Raw genomic sequence first — 1,113 nt, forward strand, 5'->3', positions numbered from 1 at the left:
AACTTAGCCACCCGCTGCCCCAGCGCATTATGGCGGTAGGTTATGGCTTTATCGGCCATGGTTACTGCCAGTAAACGGCCGGTGCTGCTGTATTGGTATCAAGTAAATGGCTAGTTGCTAGTTCACAACCCCACGCTTTTTCCTTGTTTAACCTCGCCTCTTCTTATTTTTCTTTCTGTGCCTAAAACCACTTTTTACTTGTTCAGCTTTGTTTTTGCCATTTCTGAAGTCGGAGAAATTTGCAATACAATAAAAAACATACAGCACTGCACCGCAAAACACTGGAATTTTCACTAATAAAGCCATAAGGAAAACAACTGAACCGGCAAAGCCATCGTCATAACGAACATACTCTGCCGATCTCAGCATCATTATTTCTCCGTAAAATAAGACCATGTAAAAGTCATACAAGAGAAAAGCAATAAGAAATAAACTTATAAAAAACCATAAAATTGAAGGCCTACCGAAGACAGAGTTAAACCTCACTTGCAAGCCCTCCTTTCGTCGTGAAAGTCCCACGCCTCATCAATTAAATCAAAGTCAAACAATTCAAGCCAAGAGGCTACACCAGCGCCACCAGCAAGAGTCCACACTACATTACCTATAATTGGCCTAAACTTGCCTGCTTTCGTCATTTTATTTATTTTGGTTTTTCGCGACGCTTTGCTATTAAACCGCCAAGCTGCTGCTTTTTTTCTTGCTTGATAGGTTACATACCCAGATCTTGCAGCACCAGCCAAACTACCCGCTGAAGCATAGGCAGCGCCAGTGTATGTACCTGATTTATAAAATGAAGAATTTTTATTAACAGCACCGTCAGTACCCATTATCTCTCTTACCGTCCCCAGTTCAAGAGTACCCACACTGATCGTTGAAACTATACCATCTCCAAAACCCGCTGCGCCATCTACCAATCCTTGGGAAGGTACCCAACCACCTGTAAGGTTGTAAATCCCACCAAACACCCAGTCCATGCCTGACAGGCCGTTACTATCAATAAAGTTGATAGGATCACCCAACACATAGCCATACAGGTTGGTATCACCACCCGCAAAGCCGATGGGGTCTCTTGCTGTCCAGCGGCCGGTTTGTGGGTCGTAATCGCGGTAACCA

Annotated in this window: 2 protein-coding genes; both read right to left on the reverse strand. The window is 44.0% G+C overall.

Annotation, left to right across the window (positions count from 1 at the left end):
• Nucleotides 1-147: 147 nt before the first annotated feature.
• Entirely contained in the window at nt 148-372 is a 225-nt protein-coding gene (locus VT06_RS16770) for a hypothetical protein (RefSeq protein WP_152659062.1), read from the reverse strand.
• A gap of 110 nt (nt 373-482) precedes the next feature.
• A partial coding sequence (locus VT06_RS16775) for an RHS repeat-associated core domain-containing protein (protein WP_046555478.1) occupies nt 483-1,113 on the reverse strand: 631 nt, incomplete at its 5' end.

This window comes from Arsukibacterium sp. MJ3, assembly GCF_000987765.1.
Lineage (GTDB): Bacteria > Pseudomonadota > Gammaproteobacteria > Enterobacterales > Alteromonadaceae > Alishewanella.

Excerpts from the sequence above, each read along its gene's own strand:
- VT06_RS16770 (WP_152659062.1), bottom strand. The coding sequence starts at position 372 with ATGATGCTGAGATCGGCAGAGTATGTTCGTTATGACGATGGCTTTGCC.